The sequence below is a fragment of the Tianweitania aestuarii genome, assembly GCF_018457165.1.
Taxonomy (GTDB): Bacteria; Pseudomonadota; Alphaproteobacteria; order Rhizobiales; family Rhizobiaceae; genus Tianweitania; species Tianweitania aestuarii.
In genome coordinates, this window is the sequence record NZ_JAFMNX010000002.1 from 734,169 (window position 1) to 756,060 (window position 21,892).

23 protein-coding genes and 1 tRNA gene are annotated in these 21,892 nt (G+C 61.4%); 9 read left to right on the forward strand and 15 right to left on the reverse strand.

Annotation, left to right across the window (positions count from 1 at the left end):
- Positions 1 to 91: 91 nt before the first annotated feature.
- Positions 92 to 1,225 carry an ornithine/lysine decarboxylase gene (gene odc2, locus JYU29_RS11580; protein ID WP_213984937.1) on the reverse strand — a complete coding sequence of 378 codons (1,134 nt, stop codon included), beginning with the start codon at positions 1,223 to 1,225 and terminating at the stop codon, positions 92 to 94.
- A 545-nt stretch (positions 1,226 to 1,770) separates the two neighbouring features.
- On the opposite strand from odc2, the gene JYU29_RS11585 reads away from it, so the two are divergent.
- The 4 genes from JYU29_RS11585 (at position 1,771) to JYU29_RS11600 (ending at position 5,723) form a co-directional block, all read left to right on the forward strand.
- Entirely contained in the window at positions 1,771 to 2,958 is a 1,188-nt protein-coding gene (locus tag JYU29_RS11585; protein ID WP_213984938.1) for an amidase, read from the forward strand.
- Between the two features lie 5 nt (positions 2,959 to 2,963).
- Complete coding sequence (locus JYU29_RS11590; protein WP_213984939.1) at positions 2,964 to 3,866, forward strand: LysR family transcriptional regulator; 903 nt, start codon at positions 2,964 to 2,966, stop codon at positions 3,864 to 3,866.
- A 95-nt stretch (positions 3,867 to 3,961) separates the two neighbouring features.
- On the forward strand, positions 3,962 to 4,627 hold the full coding sequence (locus tag JYU29_RS11595) for a DUF1007 family protein (protein ID WP_213984940.1): 666 nt from the start codon (positions 3,962 to 3,964) through the stop codon (positions 4,625 to 4,627).
- A gap of 4 nt (positions 4,628 to 4,631) precedes the next feature.
- Entirely contained in the window at positions 4,632 to 5,723 is a 1,092-nt protein-coding gene (locus JYU29_RS11600) for a nickel/cobalt transporter (protein WP_213984941.1), read from the forward strand.
- Here the strand turns inward: JYU29_RS11600 and map are convergent.
- The 5 genes from map to JYU29_RS11625 all read right to left on the reverse strand — a co-directional run bounded on the left by map (position 5,715) and on the right by JYU29_RS11625 (position 8,672).
- Positions 5,715 to 6,476 (reverse strand): type I methionyl aminopeptidase, encoded by a 762-nt coding sequence (map, locus tag JYU29_RS11605; protein WP_213984942.1) that lies wholly within the window; start codon positions 6,474 to 6,476, stop codon positions 5,715 to 5,717. The genes JYU29_RS11600 and map overlap by 9 nt on opposite strands.
- Positions 6,473 to 6,685, reverse strand: coding sequence for a ParD-like family protein (locus JYU29_RS11610; protein WP_213985057.1), 213 nt, complete (start codon positions 6,683 to 6,685; stop codon positions 6,473 to 6,475). Before JYU29_RS11610 ends, map begins: the two co-directional genes overlap by 4 nt.
- 74 nt (positions 6,686 to 6,759) lie before the next feature.
- On the reverse strand, positions 6,760 to 6,963 hold the full coding sequence (locus JYU29_RS11615) for a hypothetical protein (RefSeq protein WP_213984943.1): 204 nt from the start codon (positions 6,961 to 6,963) through the stop codon (positions 6,760 to 6,762).
- A gap of 26 nt (positions 6,964 to 6,989) precedes the next feature.
- Positions 6,990 to 7,976, reverse strand: coding sequence for a cation diffusion facilitator family transporter (locus JYU29_RS11620; protein ID WP_213984944.1), 987 nt, complete (start codon positions 7,974 to 7,976; stop codon positions 6,990 to 6,992).
- A gap of 15 nt (positions 7,977 to 7,991) precedes the next feature.
- On the reverse strand, positions 7,992 to 8,672 hold the full coding sequence (locus tag JYU29_RS11625; RefSeq protein WP_213984945.1) for a GNAT family N-acetyltransferase: 681 nt from the start codon (positions 8,670 to 8,672) through the stop codon (positions 7,992 to 7,994).
- Between the two features lie 91 nt (positions 8,673 to 8,763).
- On the opposite strand from JYU29_RS11625, the gene JYU29_RS11630 reads away from it, so the two are divergent.
- A complete protein-coding gene (locus JYU29_RS11630; protein ID WP_213984946.1) occupies positions 8,764 to 9,957 on the forward strand; it encodes a pyridoxal phosphate-dependent aminotransferase in 1,194 nt (397 codons plus the stop codon).
- On the opposite strand, the gene JYU29_RS11635 is transcribed toward JYU29_RS11630, so the two are convergent.
- Positions 9,954 to 10,706: an SDR family oxidoreductase gene (locus JYU29_RS11635; protein ID WP_213984947.1), complete on the reverse strand. Its 753-nt coding sequence runs from the start codon at positions 10,704 to 10,706 to the stop codon at positions 9,954 to 9,956. The two genes, JYU29_RS11630 and JYU29_RS11635, sit on opposite strands and share 4 nt — an antisense overlap.
- Before the next feature lie 102 nt (positions 10,707 to 10,808).
- On the opposite strand from JYU29_RS11635, the gene JYU29_RS11640 reads away from it, so the two are divergent.
- A complete protein-coding gene (locus JYU29_RS11640; protein WP_213984948.1) occupies positions 10,809 to 11,756 on the forward strand; it encodes an alpha/beta fold hydrolase in 948 nt (315 codons plus the stop codon).
- Position 11,757: 1 nt separating this feature from the next.
- On the opposite strand, the gene hisN is transcribed toward JYU29_RS11640, so the two are convergent.
- Positions 11,758 to 12,528, reverse strand: coding sequence for a histidinol-phosphatase (gene hisN, locus JYU29_RS11645; protein WP_213984949.1), 771 nt, complete (start codon positions 12,526 to 12,528; stop codon positions 11,758 to 11,760).
- 210 nt (positions 12,529 to 12,738) lie between these two features.
- Entirely contained in the window at positions 12,739 to 13,626 is an 888-nt protein-coding gene (locus JYU29_RS11650; RefSeq protein ID WP_213984950.1) for an N-formylglutamate amidohydrolase, read from the reverse strand.
- 219 nt (positions 13,627 to 13,845) lie between these two features.
- On the opposite strand from JYU29_RS11650, the gene cpdR reads away from it, so the two are divergent.
- The 3 genes from cpdR (at position 13,846) to JYU29_RS11665 (ending at position 15,855) form a co-directional block, all read left to right on the forward strand.
- Complete coding sequence (gene cpdR, locus JYU29_RS11655) at positions 13,846 to 14,208, forward strand: cell cycle two-component system response regulator CpdR (RefSeq protein WP_189503098.1); 363 nt, start codon at positions 13,846 to 13,848, stop codon at positions 14,206 to 14,208.
- Between the two features lie 162 nt (positions 14,209 to 14,370).
- Positions 14,371 to 14,445, forward strand: a tRNA-Val gene (locus JYU29_RS11660).
- Positions 14,446 to 14,682: 237 nt separating this feature from the next.
- Complete coding sequence (locus tag JYU29_RS11665) at positions 14,683 to 15,855, forward strand: GAF domain-containing sensor histidine kinase (protein ID WP_213984951.1); 1,173 nt, start codon at positions 14,683 to 14,685, stop codon at positions 15,853 to 15,855.
- Between the two features lie 57 nt (positions 15,856 to 15,912).
- Here JYU29_RS11665 and JYU29_RS11670 read toward each other — a convergent pair whose 3' ends face one another.
- The 6 genes from JYU29_RS11670 to JYU29_RS11695 all read right to left on the reverse strand — a co-directional run bounded on the left by JYU29_RS11670 (position 15,913) and on the right by JYU29_RS11695 (position 21,714).
- Positions 15,913 to 16,962 carry a histone deacetylase family protein gene (locus JYU29_RS11670; RefSeq protein ID WP_213984952.1) on the reverse strand — a complete coding sequence of 350 codons (1,050 nt, stop codon included), beginning with the start codon at positions 16,960 to 16,962 and terminating at the stop codon, positions 15,913 to 15,915.
- Between the two features lie 132 nt (positions 16,963 to 17,094).
- Entirely contained in the window at positions 17,095 to 18,318 is a 1,224-nt protein-coding gene (locus JYU29_RS11675) for an ABC transporter substrate-binding protein (RefSeq protein ID WP_213984953.1), read from the reverse strand.
- A 71-nt stretch (positions 18,319 to 18,389) separates the two neighbouring features.
- Positions 18,390 to 19,391: a branched-chain amino acid ABC transporter permease gene (locus JYU29_RS11680; protein ID WP_213984954.1), complete on the reverse strand. Its 1,002-nt coding sequence runs from the start codon at positions 19,389 to 19,391 to the stop codon at positions 18,390 to 18,392.
- Between the two features lie 13 nt (positions 19,392 to 19,404).
- Positions 19,405 to 20,280 carry a branched-chain amino acid ABC transporter permease gene (locus tag JYU29_RS11685; protein WP_213984955.1) on the reverse strand — a complete coding sequence of 292 codons (876 nt, stop codon included), beginning with the start codon at positions 20,278 to 20,280 and terminating at the stop codon, positions 19,405 to 19,407.
- Positions 20,277 to 20,993, reverse strand: a complete 717-nt coding sequence (locus tag JYU29_RS11690; RefSeq protein WP_213984956.1) for an ABC transporter ATP-binding protein — start codon at positions 20,991 to 20,993, stop codon at positions 20,277 to 20,279. The genes JYU29_RS11685 and JYU29_RS11690 overlap by 4 nt, the downstream gene beginning before the upstream one ends.
- Positions 20,980 to 21,714 carry an ABC transporter ATP-binding protein gene (locus JYU29_RS11695; RefSeq protein ID WP_213984957.1) on the reverse strand — a complete coding sequence of 245 codons (735 nt, stop codon included), beginning with the start codon at positions 21,712 to 21,714 and terminating at the stop codon, positions 20,980 to 20,982. Before JYU29_RS11695 ends, JYU29_RS11690 begins: the two co-directional genes overlap by 14 nt.
- Positions 21,715 to 21,892 lie beyond the last annotated feature (178 nt).

The window sequence follows — 21,892 nt, forward strand, 5'->3', positions numbered from 1 at the left end:
CCGATCCGTTGCAGGATCAGCCGCCGCAGGCATGCATTGGGGAGGACTTACAGGCGGGTGATGAACCCGCCTGCCGGACGGTCGAGGTGGCTCAGATCACGTAGGATCGGAGCGGCTCGAAGCCGTTGAATGCCACCGCCGAATAGGTGGTGGTGTAAGCGCCGGTGCCTTCGATCAGCACTTCATCGCCGATCGTCAGCGACAAAGGCAGAGGATACGGCGTCTTTTCGTACAGCACATCAGCGCTGTCACAGGTCGGGCCGGCCAGCACGCATGGAGCCACCGTGTCACCGTCGCGCGGGGTCGCGATCGGGTAGCGGATTGCCTCATCCATCGTTTCGGCCAAACCGCCGAACTTGCCGATGTCGAGATACACCCAGCGCACGTCATCCGTGTCGGACTTCTTCGAAATCAGAACGACTTCCGACTTGATGACGCCTGCATTGCCGACCATGCCGCGACCCGGCTCGATGATGGTTTCCGGGATCTGGTTGCCGAAGTGCTTCGACAGCGACTCGAAGATCGCCTGGCCATAGGCCTTCGCGACCGGCACGTCCTTGAGGTAACGGGTCGGAAAACCGCCGCCCATATTGACCATCTTCAGCACGATGCCTTCGCGCGCCAGCTTCTCGAATACCATCTTGGCATCGCCGAGCGCACGGTCCCATGCCGACAGGTCGCACTGCTGCGAACCGACATGGAAGGACACGCCGTAGGACTCGAGACCGAGCGACTTGGCATGACGCAGAACGTCGACGGCCATCGCCGGCACGCAGCCGAACTTGCGCGATAGCGGCCATTCGGCGCCTTCGCCATCGGTCAGCACGCGGCAGAACACGCGGGAGCCAGGAGCGGCACGCGCGATCTTCTCGACTTCCTCGATGCAATCCACGGCAAACAAGTTGATGCCATGTGCGTAGGCACGCGCGATGTCGCGCTCCTTCTTGATCGTGTTGCCGAAAGAGATGCGGTCGGGCGTTGCACCGGCGTCGAGCGCCATTTCGACTTCGGCAACCGATGCCGTGTCGAAGGACGAGCCGAGCTGAGCCAGAAGGCGCAGAACTTCCGGAGCTGGGTTTGCCTTTACGGCATAGAAGATCTTCGAGTCCGGCAGAGCGCGCTCGAAAGCATGGAAGTTGTCTTCGATGACGTCGAGGTCGACCACGAGGCAGGGACCGTCTGGACGTCGGGTGGCGAGGAAGTCGATGATGCGCTGAGTAGCCATGTGAATCTCCAAACACGCGCGTTGTTCGAGGCGCGATCAAGGCTGCGCTGCACGGGCCAAGCAGGCCTCGTTGCAGATGCGATGGACAAAGGCATGACAGTTCTTTCTGGAACCAGCCGGTGGAAACACCGGAACCAGAACAACGTATCACACGGCGATGAGCAAAGAGCCGCCCGGCTCAAGCTCGCTTTGTCTGCCTTGGATTGGACGGGATGGTCCCAGTCCGCACTACCGGCAATGAGGGTGTGCCTCTTTGTTTAACCCCGGATTTGGACACCGAGGGGTAACCAGAAAGGCCCGCACCGTCGTTGCTTCAAGACGTCCTCGGATCAGCGGTGGCCGCTTTACCGACCGGGTTCGTTACTCCCCGGTTACCTGCCCTCGCCTCGCCATTCCGAGGTTTGGGGGACGCCCACAGGCACGTGCGACTTTGGGCAAGGCGGATATATGCAGACCGTCCGTCACAATCAATGGAAAAACGGACCCAGGTTGAAAAACTTCGCGCAAACACCGATGTTGAACAAACCGTATTCGGAGCTTGAACGATGACCACCCTGAGCGACGGCGTGAACGCCTTCATGCCGAACACCCAAGTCATTGTTTCCGAAGACAAAGATGGACCCTTGTCCGGATCGAGCTTCGCCGTGAAAGACATCTACGGTGTTGCGGGCCTGCCGACCGGCGGCGGCAATCCGCAGAAGCTGGCGCAAGCGCAACCGGCCGAAACAACGGCTCCCAGCGTGCAAACCCTGCTCGACGCGGGCGCGCGATTCGCGGGCAAGACGCAGACCGACGAACTCACCTTCTCCCTGATGGGGCAGAACGCCCATTATCCCGAGCCGATCAACAGCGCCGCACCCGATCGCGTGACCGGCGGATCGTCGTCCGGTTCCGCGGCAGCGGTTGCGGCCGGCCTGGTGGATTTTGCGCTTGGGTCGGACACCGGCGGTTCGATCCGCGCACCGGCGAGCTTCTGCGGCTTGATCGGTCTGCGCCCGACGCATGGAGTGATCTCGCTCGACGGCGCAATGCCGCTGGCACCGAGCTTCGACACCTTCGGCTGGTTTGCGCGAAATGCGCAAACCTATGAGCATGTCGCTGACGTGCTGCTGGGATCCGCACAGACATCCCAAACATGGCGGACGATCCGGCTCGAAGCGCTCGATGCATTGGTGCTGGGATCCGCCGAGGCGGACGAATATGCCCGCATGGTGGAGACAGCGGCTCCGTTGATCGGCGCCCCGACCGTTGCCGACCCACTCTCCACGTCCCTCGAAGCCCTCTACTGGACCTTCCGCCACATCCAGGCTTTCGAGGCCTGGCAGGAACACGGCGCGTGGCTGTCTTCCGGAGATCGCGGGTTGGGACCGGGCGTGAAAGAACGCTTCGCCTTCGGACAAACGGTGACGCACGACATCTATGACGCCGAAAGCGCCAAGCGCGAGACATTCCGCGACGAGCTTGCCGCGCTTCTGGGTGACGACGGCCTTCTTGTTCTGCCGACCGTCCCGGGCGCTGCCCCTTTGAAGGCCGCGTCCTTCGACGATCTGCAAGCCTATCGCGAGCGCGCGCTGCAGCTGCTGTGCTTGTCGGGATTGTCCGGCCTGCCGCAGATCTCGATCCCGCTCGGCACGGTTCACGGCGCGCCGTTCGGTTTGTCGCTGCTGGGTCCAGCTGGCAGCGACCGTCAGCTGGTTTCGCTGGCTAGCCACATCCTCGAACACAAGGGCTGAAGCTCATGGATACGCTCACCCGTATGCGGGCCTTTATCGATGTGGTGGAAGCGGAAGGCTTTTCGGCCGCCGCGCGCAAGATCGGGCGCTCCAAGGCGCTGCTTTCGAAATATGTGCGCGAGCTCGAAGACGAACTCGGCGCGCTGCTTCTCAACCGCACGACGCGCCAGTTCTCCATGACGGAAGCCGGCCACACCTATTATCAGCGCGCGGTCGAGATCGTGCGCGAGATCGACAGCCTGTCGGACACGGTGCGCGAAAGTTCCGGCGATGTGCGCGGACGCATCAAGATGTCGGCGCCGCGCACCTTCGCCGATGCCGCGATCGGCCAATCGCTGGTGGATTTCGCCAAGGAAAACCCGCAGATCACGCTCGAAGTGCGGCTCGACGACCGTTTCGTGGATCTGGTGGAAGAAGGGTTCGACCTTGCAATCCGCATCACGCGGCTGGAAAGCTCGTCCTTGATCGCGCGCCGGCTGGCGCCTTTCACGACGCGGCTTTGCGCTTCGCCGGCACTGATCGAAAAGCACGGCATTCCGCAAAAGCCACAGGATCTCAGCAGCCTTCCCTGCATCATCGACACCAATACGCGCTATCTGTCGTCCTGGCCCTTTTCCAACGAAGCCGGCGAAACGATCAGCGTGGGCGTAAGCGGTCCGTTGGAGGTCAACAGCCCGCTGGCGAGCCGCGCAGCCGCCGTTTCGGGCCTCGGCTTCGCACTCTTGCCCGATTTCGTGGCAGCACCCGCGATCGAAGCCGGAACGCTGGTGTCGGTGCTGGACGATCGCATTCCGCGCGATGGCGGCATCTTCGTGGTTTATCCCCATCGCCGTTATCTGCCGGCCAAGGTTCGCGCGCTGGTGGATTTCCTCGCTGCCTGGTTCAAGGCCCGCGAAGCACGGATGTAAGGGATCAGTCTGGAGTGAGTTTACTTCGCTAGGCTTATTTCGTCCCACTTTCGCCGAACTCCTCGGCACAGTGGCGCCAACAACGGGAGCCGGCGATGCGCCTTTCACGACGAGTCGTCACCAGCCTTGCTGCGCTGGGTGCGCTTGCAGCGTCCACCACGCCGGCTTTTGTGCATCCGCACATCTTTGCCGAAGCGCGTCTCGATGTGGTGATCGGTGCAGACAACAAGGTCCAGGCGCTGCAGCATGTTTGGCGCTTCGACGACCTGTTTTCGAGCACCGTGCTGGTGGAGTTCGACGCCAACAAGGATCTGAAGCTCGATCATCACGAGCTGGAGGAAGTCGGCAAGACCGTCCATGAATCACTTGCCGAATACAATTACTTCCAGGTCGTGACGCAGGACGGCAAGGACGTGAAGATGGTCGCGCCCGACAAGCTGATCGCCATGATGGAAGACAACCAGCTGATCATCGTATTCGAATCCAAGCTCGCCGAGCCCCTGCCCTTGAAGGGCAAGCTCGATTTCGGCGTTTACGACCCGACCTTTTACACTGCGATCGATTTCGTGGACGATCACGCCATGGCTGCCGAACATCTGCCCAAGGCCTGCAGCCGCTCCGTGATCCGTCCCGATCCGGATGAAGCGATCGCCGCCAACCAGTCCACGCTCACCGATGCCTTCTTCAACGATCCGACAGGCACGGACATGAGCAAGATCTTCGCGACCAAACTTGAACTGAACTGCACAGCTGCTGGATGATTGCATGAAGAAGAACGCCGCGCGCGCGATGTTCGCGCTGATCGCCGTTGCTTTCGTCATGACCCACTTTCTGGGCCATGCTCACGCACAAAGCTCGTTGGGCATCGGCACGGCCGAGCCATCGATGGCGCCCACCGGGTTTTTCGGCGGGTTCTTTCAATGGGTGAACGCCTATCAGCAGAGCTTTTACCGCGCCATGACGGTAGCGCTGAAGGGCATGCGCGATGATGGCTCGCAGCTTTGGCTGCTGATCGGGCTGTCTTTCGCCTATGGCATCTTCCACGCAGCCGGCCCCGGCCACGGCAAGGTGGTGATTTCGAGCTACATGCTGGCCAACAACGTGGCCTTGCGGCGCGGCATCGTTCTTTCGGTGATCTCCTCGCTGCTGCAGGGTTTGTCGGCGGTGATCGTCATCGGCACCGTGTTTCTGTTCCTGCGCGGCACGTCGATCTCCATGACAAAGGCAACGTGGTTCCTGGAAGTGCTGAGCTTCGCCATGGTGGCCGCTTACGGCGCCTGGCTGCTTGCGCGCAAGCTGCGGAAGTTCATGCCAGCCCTGATGCCGCGTCCCGCGATGGCGACAAGCAGCGGCGCACCCATTCACGACCTGTTTGACGCGCAGCCGGCCTGTGAGACGCCGTCGGTGATGAACCGCAGCGCCGCTGCCACCACCGGTTCGCGTTTCAGCGCCAGCGAAGCGACGGCCGAACGCATGGAAATCTGCGACGATTGCGGCCAGATGCATGCCGTCGATCCATCGCGCCTCCAGGGCGAGCGCTTCGATCTGCGCGCGGCCTGGGCGGCGATCGTTGCCGTTGGCCTGCGCCCCTGCTCCGGCGCGCTGATCGTTCTGACCTTCTCGCTGCTGAACGGGCTTTGGTTCGGCGGCATCGTTTCGGTCTTCGCCATGGCGCTTGGTACGGCCATCACCGTGTCGCTGCTGGCAACCCTGGCCGTGATGGCGAAGAACGTGGCGCTCTCGGTTTCCGGCCAAGGCTCGTTCGGGGCGGCGGTTCACACCACGATCGAGATCGCGGGTGCGGCGGCGCTGCTCCTGATCGGTCTCGCCTTGCTCGGCGCCAGCCTGTCAGCCTAGCTCGTCGGGGCGCAGCGTCAGCACAGATACGCCGGAAGCGGTAACTGCCACCGTGTGCTCGAACTGCGCCGACAAGGACCCGTCGCGTGTCACCACAGTCCAGCCATCGGCCTGCGTGCGCACGCTGCGGCGACCGCGATTGAGCATCGGCTCGATCGTGAACACCATGCCTTCACGCAGCACCATCCCCGTTCCCGGCTTGCCGAAATGGAGGATCTGCGGTTCTTCATGCATCTCGCGCCCGATGCCGTGACCGCAGAACTCGTGCACCACGGAATAGCCGTTGCGCTTGGCATGACGCTCGATGGCATAGCCGATATCGCCGAGACGCGCGCCGGGACGAACGGCATGGATGCCCTGCCACATCGCATCATAGGTGGTTTGCACCAACAGCCTGGCCGCCGGGTTCACCTCGCCCACCAGATAGGTCTTGCTGGAATCGGCGATGAACCCGTTCTTTTCCAGCGTGATGTCGAAGTTGACGATGTCGCCGTCCCCAAGCACGTCGGATGACGACGGCACGCCATGGCACACGACCTCGTTGATCGAGGCGTTGAGCACGAAGCCATAATCATACTGCCCCTTGCTCGCAGGACGCGCGGCGAGATCATGCGTGATGAAGCGCTCCACCATGTCGTTGATCTCGAGCGTCGATCTGCCTAGAAGCGGCGTGCGGTCGATCAGCGTGAAAACGGATGCGAGCAGCCGGCCGGACTCAGCCAGAAGGGCCACCTCATGAGGCTGCTTGGTCATCCGTCAAGCACCGCCGTTGAAGGCGCGGAAACGCCAGCCGAACTCAGCTCGCGCGCCATGATCTCAGTGAACGGCACCGTCGGATTGGTTTCGCAGAGCATGCCGATCCTGATCCAGTAGGCCGCCTGCGCATTGATCGACCGGCAAGACACCTTGCTGACACGGCGCAGCTGCTCATGCAGCTCGTCATCGATGTTCACGATGCCCATAATCTCATCCATATATGAACCATATATGGATTGACTACACATCATCTACAAGGATGCCAAGAGCGCTGGAGATCTCAGCGCCCCGCTTGCCGCCGGCTGCGCAGATAGAACACGCCGAAAAAGGCCAGAACGAAGACAACGGCAATGATGCCGGCCGCCATGGTGGAATAGCTGCCGACGGCGAGCATGATCTTGGGCAGCAGAAAGGCTCCGACGCCGAAAACCAGAAGGAAGATGGCAGCAGCGAGCACTGGGCCGCGATTTTCGGGAGCGATCATGTCCGGTCCTTTCGAGCGATCGGCAATCAGTGCGCGTGCGCGTGCGCAGCGACGTCGGCGCAGGTGTCGCGCTCGGTTTCCACCGTCGCATGGGCGATATTGTGCCGCTCGGCCAAACGCTTCTTGACGGCGCGCACCACGCTGGAGGGTTCGGCGTCGTCCGTCAAACAGGCATGCAGCGTGGCGATGTTGCGCGATCCGTCCATCGACCAGACATGCATGTGATGCACTTCTCGCACGCCAGCGATGCTGGATTCGAGGTCGCGAACCACCTCGTCGCGGTCGAGCCGGTCTGGAACGCCTTCCAGGAGAACCTGGCCGGATTCGCGCATCAGAGCCCAGGCGCTGCGGAACAGAAGAACGGCAACCAGCACCGACAGGATCGGATCGATCGGCCACCAGCCGGTCGCGATGATCACCAGGGCGGCCACGATTGCCGCGACCGAGCCGAGCAGATCGCCCAGCACATGCAGGATCGCGCCGCGCATGTTCAAACTGTCGCGGTCTCCGCCATGCAGCACAAAGAATGCGGCGATGTTGACGAGGAGACCAAGCACGGCGATGCCCAGCATCGGCAGGCCCAGAACCTGCACCGGCTCAAAGGCGCGGCGTACGGCCTCATAAAGAATAAACAGACCGATCGCGAAGACGGTCAGGCCGTTCGTATAAGCGACCAGCGTTTTTACGCGGTCGAAGCCATAGGTCAGACGCCCGGTCGGTGCGCGGTCGCCGAGATGAAAAGCATACCAGGCCAGAAGCAGGGCGATGGAATCAGTCAGCATATGGCCGGCATCGGCCACCAGCGCCAGCGAACCGGTGAGCAGGCCGCCGATCGCTTCGGCAACCATGAAACCGCCGGTCAGAAGCGCTGCGATCAGCACCCGCTTCTTGTCGGTGGAACCATGCACATGGCCGTGCCCATGATGATGACCACCATGGCCGTGATCATGCGCGCCGCCACCGTGAGCATGCGTCTCGTGCGAATGGTCGTGATGAGCGTGAGCCTGCGCCATAATCGTCGTCTCTGCTTAAGCAACCTTGTGCTGCAAGTCGCCGAGCTTGCGCTTCTGCCTGCCGTCGGCATCGAAATTGCGGGGATCGAGCCAGGCGTCATAAGCAGCCTTCAAGGCCGGCCATTCGCTGTCTAGCATGGAAAACCAGGCCGTGTCGCGGTTCTCGCCCTTTTGAATCATGTGCTGGCGAAACACGCCTTCGAAGGTGAAGCCGAACCGCTCCGCCGCGCGCTTCGACGGCTCGTTGCGGTTGTTGCACTTCCATTCGTAACGGCGATAGCCGAGATCGAACACGTATCTGGCGAACAGATACATGGCTTCGGTGGCGCCGGGTGTTTTCGACAGATCAGGCCCCCAGTAAACGTTGCCGATCTCGGCGACGCCATTGGTCGCGTCGATCCGCATCAGCGCCTGCCGCCCGACTGCTTTGTCCGTTCTCTGATCAACGACAGCAAAGAACAGCGGATCTTCGCTGGCGGCACATTTCTCCATCCACACATCGAAAACCGCACGACCGGTTGCCGCTTCCTCGAACAGATAGCGGAAGCGTTCAGCCGAATGCGACGCTTGCGAGGCCGCAAACAGATCGTCGCCATGCCTCGCCGGGTCGAGCGGCTCCAGCCGGACATAGTGGCCTTGCAGCATCTTGCGCTCGGGACGCTGGCGCGGGGTCCAGTGGCTGAGATCGGCGTGCATGGGTGAATTACCTCAGGACAGTTCGGCATTGCAGTTCGTTTGCGTTCTGGCACAACTCACCCGGAGGGAAAGACCCAGCGGAGGAACCGGGATGATCCAGACAATCGCAGGCTTCGACAGGATGGGCGAAGAAAACGCCTTCGCCGTCCTGGCGCGCGCCACCGCTCTTTCGCAGGAAGGACGCGACATCATCAATCTGGGCATCGGCCAGCCGGATTTCCGCACGCCCGACCACATCGTCGAAGCCGCGATCAAGGCCCTGCGTGACGGTCATCACGGTTACACCCCGGCAACCGGTCTGCTCGCCACCCGCGAAGCCGTTGTTCGCCGCACGCTGACCACCACCGGCGTCGAAGTCTCGCCCGAAAGCGTGATGATCCTGCCCGGCGGCAAGCCGACCATGTTTGCGGCGATCACGATGTTCGGCGAACCGGGCGTCGACATCCTGTATCCCGATCCGGGCTTCCCGATCTATCGCTCCATGATCGAGTTTACCGGCGCGCGTCCCGTCCCCGTTCCGATCCGCGAAGAAAACGGCTTCGCCTTCTCGGCAGCCGAGACGCTTTCGCTGATCACCCCGCAAACCCGGCTCCTGATCCTGAACTCGCCCGCCAACCCCACCGGCGGCGTCACTCCGCGTTCAGAGATCGAAGCGCTGGTGAAAGGACTGGAAGCACATCCGCAGGTCGCGATCCTGTCCGACGAGATCTACGACACGATGATCTATGACGGGCAAGCGCATACTTCGCTTCTGCAGTTCCCCGAAATTCGAGACCGGCTGATCATCCTCAACGGCTGGTCGAAGACCTGGGCGATGACCGGCTGGCGAATGGGCTGGTCGATCTGGCCAAATGCGCAAAAGAGCGCAAATCTGTACGATAAAGTGCGCAAATTGGCCGTCAATTGCTGGTCCTGCGTCAACGCGCCAGCGCAATATGCTGGGATCGCGGCCATCGACGGGCCGCAGGATGCAGTCGAAGCGATGATGCGCGCCTTCGACAAACGCCTCCAGCTGGTGGTCGAGGGCCTGAACGCGCTGCCCGAAATCCACTGCGCCATCCCGAAAGGCGCCTTCTACGCCTTTCCGAATATCTCCGGTACAGGCTGGAAAGCAAAGAAACTCGCCTCCGCCCTCCTCGAAGACGCTGGCGTCGCACTGATCGGCGGTCCGGACTTCGGCGTTCTGGGCGAAGGCTATCTGCGCCTGTCCTACGCCAATTCCGAAGACAATATCGCACTGGCACTGGAGCGGATGAAAGCCTTCCTGGAAGCCAATCCCGCCTAGCCGCGCCCGACAAACGGCATCTTGGTGGCCATCACAGTCATGAACAACACATTAGCCTCCAGCGGCAGGCTCGCCATATGCAGCACGGCATCGGCGACATGGGCGACGTCCATCAACGGCTCGGGCGCAAGTGTGCCATTGGCCTGCAAAATGCCCTTGCCCATCTGGTCCGTCATCTCGCTGGCGGCATTGCCGATGTCGATCTGGCCGCACGCAATGTCGAACGGCCGTCCATCCAGCGAAAGCGTTTTGGTGAGGCCGGTAATCGCATGTTTGGTGGCGGTATAAGGCACCGAATGGGGCCGTGGCGCATGGGCCGAAATCGAACCGTTGTTGATGATGCGCCCACCTTGCGGGCTTTGCCGCCGCATCAGCGCGAAGGCCGAGCGCGCGCATAAAAACGCTCCGGTGAGATTAACGCCGACAACCGCGTTCCAGGTCTCGACCGGGATCTCGTCGATCGTGCCTCCGGCAGAAAAGATGCCGGCATTGTTGAACAAGAGGTCGAGGCGACCGAACCGGTTTTCGATGTCGTGGAACAGCGCCTCCACAGCATCGGCATCGGACACATCGCAGGAATGCACATGGGTCGTGCTTGCCTCGCCTGCCAGCCGAGCCGTTTCCTCCAGCGCCTCGCGCCTGCGGCCAGTCAGCACCACGGTCCAGCCATGTTTCGCCAAAGCCAGCGCCGACGCGCGACCGATGCCGCTACCGGCGCCCGTCACAAGTGCGATCTTGGTTTGCGCCATTGTTTCCTCCCTTCCCTCATGCCTTTCGGACATCACGTCTTTGCTTTCGCCTCGTCAACTCCTATCAAAAGGACATGAGTGCTTTGCCCGGTCGATCCTTTCATGAGTGAGCTTCTTTTCGAAACGGAGGCAAACCCCATTCCGGAGGGTGCTACCGCCGGCATGCTCACCATGCGCGATGGCAAGCGCATCCGCTACGCGCTGTTTCGCACCGAAGTCCGGCCGATCCGCGGCACGGTCGTTACGCTGACGGGCCGCAACGAGTGCATCGAGAAGTACTTCGAAACGGTGCGCGATCTGCAGGCGCGCGGCTTCGAAGTCGTGACGCTGGACTGGCGCGGTCAGGGCAATTCGGATCGCAGCCATCGCGATCGCGGGCGCGGCCATATCCGAAGCTTCCACCAATATGTCGAAGATCTCGACCAGCTATTTATCGATGTCGTGCTGCCGGACTGCCGCGCGCCTTTCTATATGCTCGCCCATTCCGCCGGCGCGCTGATCGCCCTTCTGGCCGCGCCGCGCATGACCAACCGCATCCGCCGCATGGTTCTGTCCGGTCCGTTGATCACGCTGACCGGCTACACCACCGACATGCCGTCGGTGAGCCGCGTGTCGAACCTGCTTTATTGGCTGGGATTGGGCGGAATGTATCTCGGCAGCGGCCCGCGGCCGCGCGAAGCCGCCCCCTTCGAAACCAACAAGGTCACCTCCGACCTTCATCGTTACCGCCGCAACCAGGCGATCTATGCCGCCCATCCCGAACTGGCGCTTGGCGGCCCAACCGCCGCCTGGGTGCGCGCCATGACGCGAGCGGCGGCGGAGATCCAGGATCAGGCCTTCGTGTCGCGCATGCATATCCCGACCCTGTTCGTGGCGGCCGGCAACGACACGATCGTGTCCACCCGCGCGATCGAGCTTTACACGCGACGGCTGCGTTCCGGCTCGCTGCTCACGATCGACGGCGCCAAGCACGAGCTCCTGCAAGAACGCGACACTTTCCGCGACCAGTTCATGGCCGCATTCGACGCTTTCGTGCCGGGCACGGATTAGATCAGGACTGGATCAGCTTCAGCGCGGCAGCATGCAGTTCAGCCGAGCCTGCCGCGATCACATCGCCGCCGCCCTCCGCCGGACCGCCGTCGAAACTGGTGATCACGCCACCCGCTTGTTCGATGATCGGGATCAGCGCGACGATGTCATAAGGCTGCAGGCCCGCCTCGATCACCAGATCCGCATGGCCGGCTGCCAGCATGGCAAAGGCATAACAATCGACGCCATAGCGCGACAGCCGCACACTGCTTTCCAGACGATCGAAAAGAGCGCGCTTTTCATTCTTGAACAAAGCCGGCGTGGTGGTGAACAAGGTGGCGTCGGCGAGACTGCTCCCCTGCCGCGTTCTCAACGGCCCGCCGCCACCTGGTCCTTCGTAAAAAGCGCCTGCGGTGGTCGCATAAAACAGCTCACCGGTGAAAGGCTGGCTCATCATGCCGGCGACCGCATCGCCATTTTCGGTCAGCCCCACCAGCGTACCCCAGACCGGCAGGCCGGAAATAAAGGCGCGTGTGCCGTCGATCGGATCGATCACCCAGACATGGCGACCGTCCCCGTGCTTCGTACCATGCTCTTCGCCCAGGATGCCGTGTTCGGGATAAGTCTCGCCGATCAGCGCGGTAATCACGCGCTCGGCTTCCTGATCCGCTTCGGTGACCGGATCGAAACCGGATGCCAGCTTATTGCTGACCATGCCCTTCTGGCGAAAGCGCGGCAGTGTCTGATCCGCTGCTGCTGCCGCCAACCGGCGGAAAAACGCTGCATCCGTCATCACCGAACTCCTGTTTCCTGATCATTCTGCCTGTATAAAAGGCACATGCAAATTCAGCTTAATTTATAGCTTGACGCTCTGCGCGGACGCCCCTAGCGTGAGGGTGAGCAGATTTTCTGCTCATGCCCTCCTTGGGCGTTTCCTCCCTAGACTTCGACCGCATCGCGCCCGTGATGCGGTCTTTTTTTATCTGGAAGGCCGCATGCCGGCCTATTCGGCCGCGAGTGGCAGAGGCCAGATCAGCTCGGTCCAGAGCCCCATCAGGGTTGCGCAGAACCGCATCAGGTCGTCCGCAAGCGGGTCGAAGCCTGCGGTCTTCTGCAGCGTTCTTTCGTTCATGTAGAGCGCGCGATTGACCTCGATCTGGATGGCGTGCACGCCTTCGAACGGGCGGCCGTAATGTTCGGTGATGAAACCGCCGGCATAAGGGCGGTTATGCGCAACGCTGTAGCCCATGCCCGTGAGCAGCTCGATCACCGCGTCCGACAAGGGTGCAGCAGCAGCAGCACCGAACCGGTCGCCGATAATGAAATCCGGTCGCGCACCATGATCGCCCACACGAACACTGCCGGGCATCGAATGACAATCGATCAGGATCGCCGTGCCGAAGGTGCCCCAGGTGTTGGCCAGAAGCGTGCTCAGCTGGTCGTGGTAAGGCAGGTAAAGATCCTCGATGCGAGCAGCTGCTTCTGCATAAGGCAGGCGGCTGGCATAGATCTCCTGCCCTTCCGCCACGAGCTTCGGCACCGTGCCGAGACCGCCGGCCACGCGTGCGGAGCGCACATTGGCCTGAGGCGGCAGCTGGTCGCGGAACATCTTGGGATCGAGTTCGAAAGGCTCACGGTTCACGTCGAGGTAAGCGCGCGGAAAATGCGCATGCAGCAGCGGTGCGCCGAGCCCTACGGCACCGCCAAACAGTTCATCGACGAAGAAGTCCTCCGAGCGCCGGATCGCCTTGGCATCCAGCCGCGTCATCGCCATGAACCGCGCCGGATAAAACCGGCCGCTATGGGGTGAGTTGAACACGAACGGCACATGATGCGAAACGGGCTGTCTCAGCGAAAAGGCGCCAGCCGGGAAATCCTTGGTTGCCGTCACCCGCTAAAACCCCGTCGAACAACGCACAGCGCTGCTCCTGTTTGACCTTGTACCCATGGCCAATGACCGTGCCATGCGACCCGATTCCTGTCCAGCGCGCCCGACGCTTCGTTGGATTTGCGCCGAGCTATTCACTGGATGTTTACCCTCCTGCCCGCATATCTCCGCCATGGTTAATCCCGCGCTGAGCGTGCGGGCTGGGATATTCGGACGGGCTCGATGAAACGCATTCTTCTTGCAGAAGACGATAATGACATGCGTCGGTTCCTGGTGAAGGCGCTGGAACGTGCGGGCTATGACGTCAGCGACTTCGACAACGGCGCCAGCGCTTATGAACGGCTGCGCGAAGAGCCGTTTTCCCTGCTTTTGACCGATATCGTGATGCCGGAAATGGACGGCATCGAACTTGCCCGCCGCGCCACCGAGATCGATCCCGATCTCAAGGTGATGTTCATCACCGGCTTCGCAGCCGTGGCGCTGAACCCGGACTCCAAGGCACCGCGCGACGCCAAGGTGCTGTCGAAGCCCTTCCATCTGCGCGACCTCGTCAACGAAGTCGAGAAGATGCTCCACGCGGCTTGAAGCCGCTTTGTTTCCGATGTCCGGTTTCCCGCAGAACCGGCATCGCCTCTCGCCCATCAGCCATTTGCCACCTTCCAACAGGAAAGAACGCAAAGTGCTGGAAAAGCGAGAGAACCTCACTTGACGGCGCGCCGCCAAAATGGTGTAAGCCGCGCCACGGATGGGCGTGTAGCTCAGCGGGAGAGCACTACGTTGACATCGTAGGGGTCACAGGTTCAATCCCTGTCACGCCCACCATCCGATCCTCTCCTTTTCGCGATTGAAGTTGCTCCTTCAGGAGCTCGCGTTTTAGCAGTGATCGAGCATCTCGCTTCAAGCAGCAACGGCCGGGAGAATCCCACACACCTTTTCCCCGCCAGTCGAAGAATGCTTGCTTCGTCTTCCCCATTCCGGACATTCGATCATAGCCGACCATGACTCCTAGGCCCTTGGCTGCTAAGGATCTCATAGGCAGCCCGATCGATTGGTAATTTAGTGGCACACGACTTTCAGCAGGACATCGACAAAGTGCAGCGCATTGCGGCTGTGCCGACGATTCTGGACGTCGTTTGTCGAGCGACAGGCATGGGCTTCGCCGCCATTGCGCGCGTCACGAATGATCGCTGGGTCGCGTGCCAGGTTCTGGACAACATCGAATTCGGCCTGCCGCCCGGCGGGGAGCTGAAGGTCGAAACCACGCTTTGCCATGAAGTTCGGCAGCAAGAGAGCGTCGTCGCCATCGATAATGTGGCTGAAGACACTCAGTATCGCGACCATCCCACTCCGCGGCTTTACGGTCTTCAAAGCTACATTTCGGTGCCGATCATCACCGCCGATGGCCGGTTCTTTGGCACATTATGCGCGGTCGATCCCAATCCTCACGCGGTCAACAATCCGCAGATCATCGGCACCTTTACGCTTTTCGCCGAGCTGATCGCTCATCATCTGGATGCCGAAGACCGCCTAGAGGCCGCTGAATTCAACGCCAAGGACACGGCCGCGACTTCGCTGTTGCGCGAACAGTTCATCGCGGTGCTGGGTCACGATTTGCGCAATCCACTGGCCGGTATCGGCGGGGGGCTGCGCATGCTCGATGGCATGCACACCGATCCGAAGTCCGTGCGGATACTGCGCCTGATGGGCGAGAGTGTCGGTCGCATGAGCGGCTTGATCGACAATCTGATGGACTTCGCGCGCGGTCGCCTCGGCGGCGGCATCGGACTGACGAGATCCCGCGACGAACGGATCGAGCCGCTGCTCGCACAGGTCGTCAACGAGATCAAAGCCGGACATCCCAGTCGCCAGATCGAGATGCGCTTCGATCTTTCGGAGGCCGTCGACGTCGACCGGTCCCGTCTCGCGCAAATGTTCTCAAACCTGCTGGGCAATGCGATCACGCATGGCGATGTCGAAAAGCCCATCGTGATCGAAGCGAAGATCGCGGATGGCCACTTCAATCTTGCAGTGGCCAATGGCGGGCAGCCAATCCCGCCCAAAACGATGGAACGTCTTTTCCAGCCATACCATCGCGGAGACGAGACAAGCCTGCAGGGCCTGGGCCTTGGCCTCTATATCGCGTCCCAGATTGCGGATGCGCATGGCGGGCGCATCGATGTTGCATCCGATCCCGATGAAACCCGCTTCACGTTCCGTATGCCGATCAGCTGAGCCCTTCGAGCTGTTTCGAACCCGGCTTCATGACTGCGCGCAGATCTAGAACGCTGCCTAACCCGCATCCAACCCCGTCAGAAACGAATGAAGGCATCCTTCGATGGCTTCGATCGCGTAGCCGCCTTCCTGGACCACAAGCGTCGGCAGCCCGATCTGTCGTACCATCTCGCCGATGATGCCGAAGTCGCTGGCTTCCAGCTTCAACACGCCGATCGGATCATCCTTGTGGGCGTCATAGCCTAGCGCGACCACGAGAACATCTGCGCCGAACGCGCGGATCGCCGCTGCCGCTTTCTCCAAGGCGGCCACCATATCGGCGCCGGTGCCGCCATGCGGCAGTGGGAGGTTGAGGTTGGCCCCCTCGCCCGGACCATTGCCGCGCTCGTCGGCATAGCCTGTGTAGAAGGGATAATAGTTATCGGGATCGGCATGCACCGAGATCGTCAGAACATCGTCGCGACGATAGAAGATCTGCTGCGTGCCATCGCCATGGTGCGCATCGACATCAAGGATCGCGACCTTGCTGAACTTCGCGCGCAGGTGATGGCCGGCGATTGCCGTGTTGTTGAGATAACAGAAGCCCGTGGCGCGGTCTGCCCGTGCATGATGGCCGGACGGTCGGCATAGCGCGTAGACCGCCTTGTCGCCGGCCAGGATCGCTTCGGCGCCAGCCACCGCCGTTTCCGCCGAACGCATCGCCGAATGCCAACTCTGCTGACTGATCGGCACCGACAGATCCCCGAGATACCAGCCTAACTGGCCAATGAACCCGGTTGGACGGCATGGCGGCCGCACATCTTCATCCGGTCTGCCGCTCCAGTAAGGGAAGGTGCTCGGCCACACTTCGGGTCCGCGCTCCGGAGGCAAGCCCTGCCACTTGTCCCAGGCTGTTTGAAGAAAGCGAACAAAGCCCTCGTCATGCACGGCGAGGACCGGGTCGGTACCATATTCGGCGGGACGTTCAGGCGAAATGCCGTGGCTCGCCAGCGCAGCAAGCAGGCGCTCGGTTCGGATCGGCAGATCCTTGGGCGCAACCACTCGCCCGAAGCGCATATATTGCTGAGGATCATGCAATGCCTGATCCGGATGGTAGAAAGCACGCATTTAGCCTTTTCCTCCGTTTGCCCAAGACGCCGCAACGCTTCGAGCCAAATCGCCAGCCAAGAACCGGCGGCAGGCAAATTAGAAGACGCCGCAGGCTGATCATCGAGCCTACGGCGCTTGTTTCTATGATCGTTACTGCGGCTTGGCCGTGGCGACGTTTTCCGGCCAGATGATCTGGTTCTTGCCCTTCTGGATCTGTGCCACCGGCACCGGAATGAAGTCAGGCCCCGATTGCACCGCATGATCCTTGTCGAACTTGAAGCGTCCGACGACACACGGATAATCCGTGTTCTTGAGCTGCTCGGCAATGGCGTCCGGGTCTGTTGATCCCGCCGCATCGATGGCGCGCAGGGCGACCTGCATGACGCAATACGCATGCGCCGTGCTGTAGGTGCCGGGATTGCCATATTCGGCTTCCACCCGGTCGCTGAAGGCTTTGTGCTCGGGGTTGAGTTCGGAGCTGAAGGTCAGCGCAGCCCAGTATGTCCCCTCCGCCACATCGGCTGCCTGCTCGAGAAATTCAGGCTTCGTCGGGTAATAAATGGCGAGATGCGAGGTTTCGAGCGCCTGTTCCTTCAGCTGCCGAACAAAGGCGATGCCGGAATTGGCAACGGTGAACACGGAAACCACGACGTCGGGAGCGGCCTCGCGCAGCTTCGACAGCTGCGGATAGAAGTCGGTTGTCGCGGGCGGCACCGTTTCCGTCGACGTTACGCTCCACCCATCACCCTCGAAGAGCTCACCGATCTTCTCGGCATTGGCGATGCCGTAATCGGTGTCTTCCACCACGAAAGCGATCTTCTTGCTGCCGGGATCGATGGTCTTGTTGTCGAACGCCCATTTGTAGAAATCATGAACGGCAGTGCCATAGCCGCTGCTGTTCCAGTTGCCCTTCCAGTAGAGCTTGTAGCGCTCTTCGTCCGACAGCACCTTGTCGGCAATCGCCGAGCTGACCGGTTCCGCGCTGAGGATGGGCAGGTTGTATTGCGGGGCAAGCTCCATCAGCGCCAGGGTGGAGTGGCTGTGCAGCGTGTCACCGATCAGCATCTTGATGCCTTCGCGCGTGATCAGGCGCTGGGCGGCGCTGATGGCGACTTCCGGCTTTCCGGATGTGTCTTCCATCGCGAACTTGATCTTCGGCGGGTTCTTGGACACGTAATCGCCGCGCCCCTCATTCCAGTCCTTCACAGCCAGGTCGAGACCCTGACGGTGATCCTTGCCGGTGTTGGCCGCAGGACCGGTCAGCGGCCCGACCGCGCCGATCGAGATTTCTTCCTGAGCATAGGCGGGCGACCCCAGGAGCGCCGCTCCTAGCAAGCCCGCAGATAAGAGTGCCGGAAAGGATAGCCTGGACATGATGTTCGTTCCCTTATTGTGGTTCTCAACAACTGGCATCGGCAGCGGCGGCCCAACCGCCGCTTAGCTCGTTAAACGGCCTCCACGGGCTTCGTCGCCTCGGCCGGCTTGCGGCCCAACCTCGGTTTTAGCCCGGCTATGCCGGCGGGCGCGATGAAAACGAAAACGATGATCAGCGCTCCGTATAGCAACATCCGGTAGTCTCCGAAGTCGCGCAGGAGTTCCGATGTCGCGGTAAGCAGCAACGCACCATAGATCGGCCCGAAGAAGCGGCCTACGCCGCCCACGATGATCATCGCAAGCAGGCTGATCAGCATTTCGGGGCCGGCAACCGAGGTCGGCGTGAGGATCATGAGGTAATGCGCGTAGACAGCGCCGCTCAAACCCACCACAGCCGCGCTGATGCCGAAGGCAAACAGCTTCCATGCTGCGAGGCGCACGCCCAGGCTTTCCGCAGCCGCTTCCGCGTCGCGAATGGCAAGAAACGTCAAACCGCAGCGTCCACGCAAAAGCAGAAGCAAAATCAGGTGCACGCCGACGAACAGGACCGCGGCCAGCGCGAAAGAACCAGCGGCATTGCCGAGGCCGAAGCGGATGGCGGTGTCGCCGATCCCGATCGGATTGAAGGGCGGAATGCCCCAGAAACCGAGTTCGCCGCGCGTGATGTCCTTCAGGTTGGCGAAAACAAGCCGAACGATCTCCGCGAACGCCAAGGTCACGATCGCCACATGCGGCATGGACCGGATGCGCAGGATCGGAAAGCCGATGATGATACCGGCAACCGCCGCGATTAAAGCGCCGAGCCACATGGTGATCCACGGACTGACGCCGAAATAATGCGATACGAGCGCCGAGGCATAGGCGCCAATGGCAAAGAAGGCATGGTGGCCGAGGGTCTTCAGACCCAACAAACCAAGCGTGATGTTCCAGCCGGTGGCAAAAACGGCAAAGATCAGAAACAAGGTGAGGACGTGAACGATGTAATCGTTCAGCTGCAGAAACGGCACCGGTGCAAGCAGGAGCGCCATGACAAGCAGAACAAGGTAGGGACGGCGACCGAAAACCTCTAGCATCGTGCAGCCTCCCTCAAGCGCCACGTCCGGCGAAAAGCCCTTCCGGACGGACCCAGATCACCGCGATCAGGAAAACGAAGGCGACGACGTTGCTCCATTCGGACGACACGAAGCTCACGCTGAAGGACTCGATCAGGCCGAGCAGAAACCCCGCCGCGACTGCGCCGCCGAAGCTGCCGAGCCCACCCAGAATCACCACTGCAAAGCCCTTGAGCAGGTAGGATGCGCCCATCCAGGGGCTGACGGTCACCAGCGGCGACAAAAGAATTGCGCCCGTTCCGGCAAGCGCCGCGGAAATGGAGAACACTGCCGTATGCACGAGGCCCGAAGGGATGCCGACAGCCAAGGCCGCTTCCGCATCCTGCGCCGTTGCGCGAATGATGCGGCCAAGACGCGTGCGGAACAGAACCAGCGCGCACAAGCCCATTACGGCCAGAGCGACAAGCAGGATCGCGATCCGCTGCCAGGGCATGCGCACATCGCCGATCACGGCCACACCGCTGAAGAAGTAAGGTACGCCCTGAAACTGCTCGCCCCAGATCAGCTGCGCCGCACTTTGCAGGAAGATCGACAGACCGATGGTCACGGCCACCACGTTGAAGGCCCAGTCCTCGCGCTTCATCAGGGGCGCGATTGTCACCCGCTGGATGATGGCGCCGAGAAGCATCACGAGCAGGATCGTCGCCAAGGCGGCAAGAAGAACCGGCCAGCCGAGTGTCACGGAAAAAAGCAGCACACCATAGCCGGCAAGCATCATGAGCTCGCCATGGGCGAAGTTCAGGACCCGCGTGGTGCCGTAAACAAGCGCAATACCGGAGCCCACAAGCGCATAGATCGAGCCGGTGATCAGGCCGTTGAGGACGAGTTCGATGAACTGGGTGCTGCTCAAGCGGCCTCCTCCCGCATGCCCAAATACACGCGCCTGACTTCCGGATGGTCGAGCATGTCCTCGCCCGAGCCGCTCAGGACAACCCGGCCGCTTTCCAGCAGATATCCGCGATGGCTCATGGCAAAGGACAGCTTGGCGTTCTGTTCGTTGAACAGGATGGCGACGCCGCGCTCGTTGATCATCTGCATGATGGAACAAACGGTCTTCACCATTGCCGGCGACAGGCCGAGAAACGGCTCATCCATCAAAAGCACGCGCGGGTTCGCCATCAAACCGCGCGCGATCGCCACCATCTGTTGTTGGCCGCCGCTGAGCTTGCCGGCCGTCGCATTCAGATGCGGCTTGATCTCCGGCAGGAGGTCCAACACCCAGCGATAGGTTTCGCGCGCTTCAGCGGTTTTGCGGGTGTAAGCGCCCAGCATCACGTTTTCTTCCACGCTCATGCGTGGGAACAGCCGGCGTCGCTCGAGAACGATGCTCATGCCGCGTTGCGGGCGCACGGTGGCAGACCTCGCCTGAAGCTCCTCGCCATCAAGGCGCACCACGCCGGATGACGGCTTCTTCAAGCCCATGGCGGCCTTCAGCACCGTGCTTTTTCCGGACCCGTTCGGTCCCATGATGGCAACGATTTCGCCCGCGCCCACTTCCATCGACACGTCCCAAAGAACGCGCGTGGCGCCGTAATGCACATTCACCCGCTCAAGCTGCAGCATCGGCATCTCCGAGGTAGATGCGGCGGACGGTTTCGTGGTCGGCCACCTCCGCTATGCTGCCCTCAACGATCACTTCGCCACGGTTGAGAAAGAAGGCATCATCGGCAAGGCCGAGCAGAACCTCCATATTGTGCTCCACCACGACGATCGTGATGTTTCGCTCCTCGCGCAGGCGCCGTATGACGTTGAGCAGTTCGGGAATGCTGGGACGGTCCACGCCGCCCGTGACTTCGTCCAGAAGAAGCAGCTTGGGATGGGTCGACAAAGCGCGGGCAAGCTCGAGGCGCTTTCGCTGGCCGGTGCTCAAGACGCGGGCCGGATCTTCCGCCTTGGCGTTGAGGCCGACAAAATCGATATAGGTCGAAGCCTCTTCGCGGGCCTGCTTCATGCTCATGCCGCCGGCAGCAAGCGGCACCATGACGTTTTCGCGCACGGACAATCCGCTGAAGGGCTGGGTGATCTGAAACGTACGGGCAATGCCGGAATGGCAGCGGCGGCTTGGCGAAGCCTTGGTGATGTCGGCGCCCTGAAAGAACACCCGGCCGCCCGTCGGACGCACGGCACCGGCAATGGCGTTGAACAGCGTTGTCTTGCCGGCTCCGTTCGGGCCAAGGATTGCCGTTGTTCTTCCCTCGGCGATGGACAAGGTGACGTTGCTCAAGGCGACGATGCCACCGAAGGCGACCGTCAGCTGATCAGTCTTGAGGAAGTTGCGGTGCATCCAACAGCCTTGTTCGTGGCAATTGGGGAAAGGCTAGCCTTCCGATGAACTAACCTCAATACCGAAATGCATCTATTTTGACCATTTCTGTTCCGTGACTGATTAATAGCCTAATTCCATATCCGCGGCATTGACGGCGTTCTTTTTGCGTGCCCTACTTGAGCGGAAGACGTCCTTT